The following is a 7,832-nucleotide window of genomic DNA, read 5'->3' as shown; positions in this document are numbered from 1 at the left end:
CCGTGAGCGACCCGATGTCGCCGCGCAACAACCGGCTGGAACTGATCTTGCTACGTGAGAAAGGTGTGTAGAGTAACAAGGATTTTAGCCGTTAGCGTCGCGTTAAGCTCGCGGCGGTAGCTCTGGTGCATGACAGGATGTAGATGCAGCAGAAAGGCGTATCAATGACGATTTCCTCCTCGCTCAATGCAGGTGTCGCGGGCCTGACGGCCAATGCCAGCCGCCTTGCCGCGATATCGGACAATATCGCGAATTCGGGAACCTTTGGCTACAAGCGGATGGATTCCGACTTTCACTCGATGGTGACAAGTGGCAATTCCGGCCCCTATTCCGCCGGCGGCGTGCGCGCGACCACGCAGCGCTTGATCGACGAACGCGGCGCTCTCGTGTCGACCGGCAATCCCACCGATCTGGCGGTGCGGGGGCGCGGCTTCCTGCCGGTTGCCAAATCCACCGAAGTCGCCAGCGGCAATGGCGCCAACCAGATGCTGCTGACGACGACAGGATCGTTCCGGACCGATGCCGACGGTTATCTAAAGACCGAATCCGGCCTGATACTGATGGGCTGGCCCGCGCTGGCCGACGGCAGCATTCCGGCGTTTCCCCGTGACACCGGTGCCGGGTTGGCGCCGGTCCAGATCGACGTCAACCAGTTTTCCGGCGAACCGACCAGCCACATCGACCTCGGTGTGAACCTGCCGGCCACGGAAACCGAGGCGGCGGCCCCCGGTGACCCGCGCCAGTTGTTTGTGGAATACATCGGCAACCTCGGTCAGTCGGAAAGCATCGAGGTCAGCTTCACGCCGCGAATTCCAGCGACGGGTGCGTCCAATGAATGGACGATGCAATTGCGCGATACCGCGAGCGGCGGCGCGCTGATCGGCGAATACGCGCTGCAATTCGACAGCACGCGCGGCGCCGGCGGCACCTTGCAATCGGTCAACACCTTAATCGGTGGGGCTTACGACCCGGCGACAGGTAGTTTGACGGTCAACGTCGCCGGCGGACCGATGGAGATCAACATCGGCACGCCCGGCGCGGCCGATGGGCTGACGCAGCTTTCGGACAGCTTCGCGCCGGTCTCGATCTCGAAGGACGGGTTCCCGGTCGGCAACATGACCTCGGTGGAGGTGGATGAAAGCGGCTTCGTCCACGCCATTTTCGATACCGGGATCAACCGCAGGGTCGCGCAGATCCCGTTGGCCGACATGCCGAATCCGAACGGGATGATCTCGCTGGATCAGCAAACCTACATGCCCTCGCCTGAAAGCGGCACGTTCTTTCTATGGAACGCCGGCGAGGGGCCCACGGGCGAGGTGGCGGCCTTCGCGCGCGAGGAATCGGCAACCGACGTGGCCGGCGAGCTTACCGACATGATACAGACGCAGCGCGCCTATTCGTCCAGCGCCAAGGTTATCCAGACCGTGGCGTTGTCCTTGGCCGAACCCACCTTCTTGCCGGTGGAGATCTGGCTTTGGGTGTCGGAAAGGTTGGTGTTGATGGTCTTGAGCGTTTGCAGCGCAACCATCGCGCTGTTGTTCGTAAGAACGCTGGACATGGCATTTCTTCCTTCAATCTGCGGGCGGTTTCGCGCCCTGTTCATGGTCCTGCCGTTTGCAGGAACGATCAAAGGTCTTCTGACCCGTGCAACCGGGGTCTTTCTGCTGGCTGCGCCATCCGGGTTTCCGAATGCTGGTCAAGCCTGTGGCCGAAAACGCTAAGAGAATGCTAAGCATCGCGCGGCGAGAGCCCGGAATTCACCTAAAATGCCGATCATCTGCGCTGATGCAGTCGGTGCGCGTCTTGCCCGATAACGGTGCGTGCGCCGGTCATGTCGTAGGTATTGAGCGCCTGCCGGCGCGCGCCGATGGCACGCATCGCCGTGCGCATCCCTTCCAGCGCGCTGTCCAGCAGCGCGCGGTTGCGCGCGATATGCGCCCTCGCCCTGTCGAGGCGCGCGCCGGTCGCGGCGCCGTGAGCCTCCAGGTCGGTCACCAGCCGCTCCTTCTCGGCCAGCAGGCCTGGCAGTGCTTCGACGTCGCCGTCGAGTGCCGCGCGGCGTTCCCTGTCAAGCATGTCTTCGAGACGGTCGAGGATCGATCACTATCCATCGTGTCGCTCCTTGAGGGCATGAAACAGCGCCTCGGACAGGCCGATGCCGCCGGCCTTTGCCATCTCTTCGGCCTGTGCCTGCCGGAGGAAAGAGGCGAACTGCTCCTCCCCGGCGCCACCCCCGAACGTGTCACGGGTTTCCCCGAGCCCCGCTGATTTCAACATCTCGGCAAGAAAGCTGGTTTCGAGCTTCCGCGCCGCGTCACGCAGCGCGGCGTCGCCATCGGGCACGGGGCCGCGGCGCGATGGCGGCAATGTCACGGCTGCCGGGGGCGGCAGGGGTGCGGGGCCGGTCATGGGCAGTACCTCCAATTCGACGGGTTTTTCCCAGCCTGCCCGTTGACGGGTAAACATGCGGTAACCGAATCCGGGTTATCTGCGGTACGTCCCCAGGCAGCAGAGGTTCTTATGCCAGACGTTCACAACGCCCTGTCCCCGGCGCCTCGTGTTGAGCGGACGACGCAGTCCGTGGGCTGGCCGCCCGCCGCCGAGGGGGTGGCCGATGCGGGCCTACGCACGCCCTTCGCCGCGTTCTTCCAGGAGGATGCCATCCGTGGCCGGCAACCGGACGAGGACATGGCAGAAGGGGACATGGCGGAACAGGGCCTGTCCCCAGCCCCGGCCGATGGCGACGACGAAGCGGCAACGGGGGAAGTGCCGCAATTCCCGGTGCGGCCGCAGGCCCAGGCGGATTCGCTGCGAACCGATGGTCTTTCCGGCGGCCCGGCGGCCCCCGGGCCGGCCAGCATCGCCTCACCCATGGGGCAAGCCGTTGGCGGTGCGCCCGCTGCCGCCCCGGCGCCGCCGATGGTGGCGACCACCATCCCGGCGCAAGCCGCTCCCGAAGGGCGGCAGACCTCGCTTGCGCCCGCCGAATCGCCGCCCGAACGGCAAGCGACCGCTGCAACGGTGCAGCCCGCCCTTCTGCGCTCCGCCGACGAGCCTGCAAACCAGGCCGCCGCTGTCCGCACCGATGCCGCCGCTCGGCCCGGTTCGCGGGCGGGCACCGCCGTGGTGCAGCCGGCCACCGTGCCAGCCGCCGGTGAGACGGCTAGTGCCCCCGCCGCTATACGCATCGACGCGGCCCCGAACGCGCCGCGCCGGCAAGGGCGGGCCGAAGCGGGCAAGCCGGATCGCGTCGCGACCGATGCCGGGATGCGTGTCGGCGTGCGCCTTTCGGGCCGGGTGGCGGCGGTGTCGGGACAGGAATCCATCGCCGTGATGCGGCTCGCATCCGGGGCGCAGACGGCTGAACCGACCGCCGGAAAGCCTGCCTTTTTCTCCGAACGGGAGCTTTCCGAGATGTCGTTTCCCGCTCCGGGGCAAACCGCCGGGGCGGCCGTGCGCCTTTCCGCGGCCGCCCAGGCGCCGGCAGAGGTTGCACGCCACATCGCCACGCAACTGGCCGATGCAATCCCGCAGGCCGCGGGCGGCGATGTGGAACTGGCGCTCAACCCGCGGGAACTGGGCCGTGTCCGGATCAGCCTGAGTCATCAGGACGCCGGGCTGGCGATGGCGATCACTGCCGACCGTAGCGAAACGCTGGAACTGATGCGCCGCCATATTGATCAGCTCGCGCGGGAATTTCGTGACCTCGGTTACGGCGACGTGACCTTCAGTTTCGGGCAATCGGGCCAGGGGCGCCCGGATTCCGGCACCGGGCCGAACCCGGAGACCGCGATCGCCGCTGCCCCAGCGGATGAACAGGCGATGCCCCGCGCATCGACGCCACCTGGCGGCGGCACGGGCGGGGCAGGCGGTCTTGATCTCAGGGTATAGGAGTCAATCATGGACATCGCCGCGACAGCCGCACAGACCGGCACGCAACCGCAACCATCGAAGACCTCCGGCGCGGGTGCGATCAGCTCGGATTTCGAGACCTTCCTGAAAATGCTGACGGCGCAGATGCGCAACCAGGATCCGATGAATCCGGTCGATTCAACCGATTACGCGGTGCAACTGGCCACGTTCTCATCGGTCGAGCAGCAGGTTCTGACCAATGACCTTCTCTCGGGGCTTTCGGCGCAAATCGCCAGCGGTATCAGCGACCTGGCCGGGTGGATCGGCATGCAGGTACGCGCCCCGGTTTCGGGCCGTTTCGATGGCGCGCCGGTGGAATTGACCTACGCGCCCCAACCCGACGCCGGGCGCCATGTGCTTGTCGTGCGCGACGCGCAAGGCGATGTCGTCAGCCGCAGTACCCTGCCCCCGGGCGAGAGCACCACGTCATGGGCCGGGGTCGATTCCCACGGTCGCCCGGTCGAACCGGGGCGCTACCGCTTCGAGGTGGAAAGCTACACTGGCGACACCTTGCTGGGCACGCAGCAGGCGCAGGTTTATGCGCGCGTGACCGAGGCGCGAATCGAGGACGGCGAGCCGGTCCTTATCCTCGAAGGCGGGGCGCGCGTTGCACCCGGCACGGTAACCGCGCTGCGTGCCGGCGACTGAGCGGGCTTGTCGCCGATGGCCGCTTTGCCTAGCGTCCGCCGACATCTTGGAAGATGATCGGAATCGACCGTGCCGGACGCAGACGACCAGACGGAACTTGCATGTTTCCTGCAAGCGCAGGGCGTCGTGCCGGCGGCTGCGCGCTGGACCGCGATGCCGGGTGGGCGCACCAATCGGCTGTGGCGGGTTTCACACGGCGCGGAGGGCGAATCCCTGGTCGTCAAGTCATATGCGGGCGCGGCGGCGAACCCGATGTTTCCCAATGATCCGGTGGCCGAGGCGCTGACGCTGCGCCACCTCTCGGGGCGTGGATTGGCGCCCGAGTTCCGGGCGCTGCTGCGCACCCCGAAGGGCGCCTGCCTTGTCTACCGCTATGCGCCCGGCGCGGCGTGGCGGGGCAACCCGGCCCCCGTGGCGCGACTGCTGCGCCGGCTTCACCGGTTGCCGGCGCCCGATGGACTGCGCGCCCTGCCGGGCGATGCCGATGACCTGGTCGCGCAAACCCGCCGCATCCTGGCCCACCTGCCCGTGGAGCAGGCGCAGCGCCACTTGGCGCGTCAACCGGCGCAGGCGCAGCCACCCCCGGCGCGCTGCGACGCGCTGCTGCACGGCGACGTGGTGCCCGGAAACCTGGTGGTGGAGGGTGATCGGGCAATCTTGATCGACTGGCAATGCCCGGCGCGCGGCGACCCGGTCGAGGATCTGGCGATATTCCTGTCGCCCGCGATGCAGCAGCTCTATCGCGGCAGCCCGCTGAGCGGGTCTGAACGCGCCGCGTTCCTGGCCGAATATGACGATCCCGAAACGGTCGCGCGGCTGCACGCGCTGGCACCTTGGCATCACTGGCGCATGGCGGCATATTGCCTGTGGCGGATGCATTGCGGCGCGAGCGAATACGCGGCCGGTTATGCGATGGAGCGCGATGCACTGCGGCGACGCAAGGGGGCTTGAGGCCCCGCGCGCGGGGTTCAGGACAGCAGAACCAGGGCGGCGAACATGCCACCGGCCCCTGCGGCAGTACCGCCGATCACCCACATGGCGGGCCACAAGCGGCTGGGGCGCGGCGCCGGTTCTGGGTCCGCGGCCTGCCGGATCAGCGCGGCCTCCACCAGCCGCGGCAGACGCGGGCCGAACCGCGCCAGCACTTGCGCCGTGCGGGCCAGGTCGCGGCTCAGGGCGCGGGGACCGATGCTCTGGCGGATGTAGTCCTCGACGATGGGCTTGGCGACCTCCCAGATGTTGATCTGCGGATACAGGGAACGCGACACCCCTTCGACCACCACCATGGTGCGTTGCAGCAGGATCAGTTCGGTCCGGGTTTCCATGCCGAACCGTTCGGTCACCTCGAACAGGTAGCTCAGCAACCGCCCCATCGAGATGTGCGAGGCATCCATGCCGAAGATCGGCTCGCCGACCGCGCGCAGGGCACGGGCGAACTCGTCGACATTGCGGTCGGCGGGCACGTACCCCGCCTCGAAATGCACTTCGGCGACGCGCTGGTAGTCGCGCTTGATGAATCCGTAGAGGATCTCGGCATAAACGCGGCGTGTGTACTCGTCGATATGCCCCATGATGCCGAAGTCGTAGGCGATGATGTCGCCATTCGCCGCGACCTTCAGGTTGCCCTGGTGCATGTCGGCATGGAAGAACCCGTCGCGCAGCGCGTGGCTGAGAAACAACCGCAGCACGCGCTGGCCCAGCGCCGCGCGGTCGTGCCCGGCGGCATCCAGCGCGGCGTTGTCGCCTAGGGGCACGCCCTCGGCCCATGTCATCGTCATCACCCGTCGCGCCGATAGCGGCCATTGCACCTCGGGTAGGCTGAATCCGTCGTCGTCTCCGGTGTTGGCCGCGAATTCCGATGCCGACGCGGCTTCGAGTCGCAGGTCCAGCTCGCCCATGACCACACCTTCGAAATGGGCGATCACCTCGGTCGGGCGCAGCCGTCGCGAGCTTGGCGACAGCAATTCGATCATGCCGGCGGCAAAGTAAAAGGCGTCGATGTCGCGGCGGAAGGCGCGTTCGATCCCCGGGCGCAGCACCTTTACCGCCACGTCCTGGCCGTTGTCGCGTCGCCGCGCGCGGTGTACTTGCGCGATCGAGGCTGCGGCGACGGGTTCCGACAAGTCCACGAACGCCGCGTCTACGGCGACGCCCAGCTCGTCCTCGATGCTGGCCTTGGCCGCCTCGATCGAAAACGGCGGCAGCTTGTCCTGAAGCACGCGCAACTGAACCGCAAGTTCGTCGCCCACGACATCGGGCCGAGTGGAAAGAATCTGTCCGAACTTGATGTAGGCCGGCCCCAGCGCGTTCAGCGCCCGCGTCGCCGGCGGCATCATGGGGTCGCCCTTGTAGCCCAGCCACCGAAACGGCCATGCCAGCGAGCGGAACACGATGCGCAGCGCGCGCGGCGCGTCGAAGGCATCAAGCACCACGCCCATGGCGCCGGTGCGCTCCAGTGTCGCGCCGGTGCGCATGAGGCGCCATATGTTGTGGGGCCCGCGCATCGCTCAGAGTTTCCAGCCGGAATGCAGGGCCGCGACACCCATGCTCAGGTTGCGGTATTTCGCCTGCTCGAACCCGGCATCGCGCAGCATCCCCAGGAATGTCTCCTGGTCGGGAAAGCGGCGGATCGATTCGACGAGGTACTGGTAGCTGTCGCGGTCGCCCGCGATAAGCTGACCCATGCGCGGGATCATGTTGAAACTGTAGATGTCGTATACCCGTTGCATCAGGTCGTTGGGTATCTGGCTGAATTCCAGCACCATAAGCCGCCCGCCGGGGCGCAGCACGCGCCATGCCTCGGCCAGCGCATCGGCCGGGCGGGTGACGTTGCGGATGCCGAAGCTGATCGTATAGGTGTCGAAACTTGCATCGGCGAACGGCAGCGCCATCGCATCGCCCACGACCCAGTCGAGCGAATCGGCAAGCTGCGCGGCCTCGGCGCGCTTGCGCCCCTCGATCAGCATCGGCTCGGTCAGGTCGAGCACGGTGGCGTGACCATGGCCGGCCCGTGCGAGGTAGCGGAACGCGATGTCACCGGTTCCCCCCGCCACGTCCAGCAGCCGCGTGCCCGGACGCGGTGCCAGCCAATCCATCATTGCATCCTTCCAGATGCGGTGAATGCCGGCCGACATGACGTCGTTCATCAGGTCGTATTTCGAGGCGACGCTGCCGAACACCCCGCGCACGCGCGTCGCTTTTTCCGATTCCGGCACCGTCTGGTAGCCGAAATGCGTGGTTCTGTCGTCCTGCTCGCTCATCAAACCTTGCCG

The 7,832-nt window shown here is 66.9% G+C and carries 8 protein-coding genes and 1 pseudogene; 4 read left to right on the top strand and 5 right to left on the bottom strand.

All coding sequences use genetic code 11. From position 1 onward, the window contains the following. Positions 1 to 143: 143 nt before the first annotated feature. Positions 144 to 1,427, top strand: a pseudogene (locus Q0L89_RS13590) (flagellar hook-basal body complex protein); the annotation flags it as partial. Here Q0L89_RS13590 and Q0L89_RS13585 read toward each other — a convergent pair. The 3 genes from Q0L89_RS13585 to Q0L89_RS13575 form a co-directional block, all read right to left on the bottom strand. Then, positions 1,394 to 1,528, bottom strand: a complete 135-nt coding sequence (locus tag Q0L89_RS13585; protein ID WP_296766126.1) for a hypothetical protein — start codon at positions 1,526 to 1,528, stop codon at positions 1,394 to 1,396. The pseudogene Q0L89_RS13590 and the gene Q0L89_RS13585 overlap by 34 nt on opposite strands. 245 nt (positions 1,529 to 1,773) lie before the next feature. Beyond that, positions 1,774 to 2,076: a flagellar biosynthesis protein FlgN gene (locus Q0L89_RS13580; protein WP_296766118.1), complete on the bottom strand. Its 303-nt coding sequence runs from the start codon at positions 2,074 to 2,076 to the stop codon at positions 1,774 to 1,776. Between the two features lie 27 nt (positions 2,077 to 2,103). Further along, on the bottom strand, positions 2,104 to 2,343 hold the full coding sequence (locus Q0L89_RS13575; RefSeq protein WP_366937910.1) for a rod-binding protein: 240 nt from the start codon (positions 2,341 to 2,343) through the stop codon (positions 2,104 to 2,106). 237 nt (positions 2,344 to 2,580) lie between these two features. Between Q0L89_RS13575 and Q0L89_RS13570 the strand changes: the two genes are divergently transcribed. From Q0L89_RS13570 to Q0L89_RS13560, 3 genes are all read left to right on the top strand, one after another. Beyond that, positions 2,581 to 3,891: a flagellar hook-length control protein FliK gene (locus Q0L89_RS13570; RefSeq protein ID WP_296766112.1), complete on the top strand. Its 1,311-nt coding sequence runs from the start codon at positions 2,581 to 2,583 to the stop codon at positions 3,889 to 3,891. A gap of 9 nt (positions 3,892 to 3,900) precedes the next feature. Further along, positions 3,901 to 4,560, top strand: a complete 660-nt coding sequence (locus Q0L89_RS13565) for a flagellar hook capping FlgD N-terminal domain-containing protein (RefSeq protein ID WP_296766109.1) — start codon at positions 3,901 to 3,903, stop codon at positions 4,558 to 4,560. 69 nt (positions 4,561 to 4,629) lie between these two features. After that, positions 4,630 to 5,511 carry a phosphotransferase gene (locus Q0L89_RS13560; RefSeq protein ID WP_296766106.1) on the top strand — a complete coding sequence of 294 codons (882 nt, stop codon included), beginning with the start codon at positions 4,630 to 4,632 and terminating at the stop codon, positions 5,509 to 5,511. 17 nt (positions 5,512 to 5,528) lie between these two features. On the opposite strand, the gene ubiB is transcribed toward Q0L89_RS13560, so the two are convergent. Continuing rightward, a complete protein-coding gene (ubiB, locus tag Q0L89_RS13555; RefSeq protein ID WP_296766104.1) occupies positions 5,529 to 7,064 on the bottom strand; it encodes a 2-polyprenylphenol 6-hydroxylase in 1,536 nt (511 codons plus the stop codon). A gap of 3 nt (positions 7,065 to 7,067) precedes the next feature. Beyond that, positions 7,068 to 7,820: a bifunctional demethylmenaquinone methyltransferase/2-methoxy-6-polyprenyl-1,4-benzoquinol methylase UbiE gene (gene ubiE / locus Q0L89_RS13550; RefSeq protein ID WP_296766101.1), complete on the bottom strand. Its 753-nt coding sequence runs from the start codon at positions 7,818 to 7,820 to the stop codon at positions 7,068 to 7,070. Positions 7,821 to 7,832 lie beyond the last annotated feature (12 nt).

It is taken from the genome of Sediminimonas sp., from assembly GCF_024637375.1.
Lineage (GTDB): Bacteria > Pseudomonadota > Alphaproteobacteria > Rhodobacterales > Rhodobacteraceae > Sediminimonas.
The sequence above is the reverse complement of the archived record's forward strand: the minus strand, read 5'-3'. Positions and strand labels throughout refer to the sequence as shown.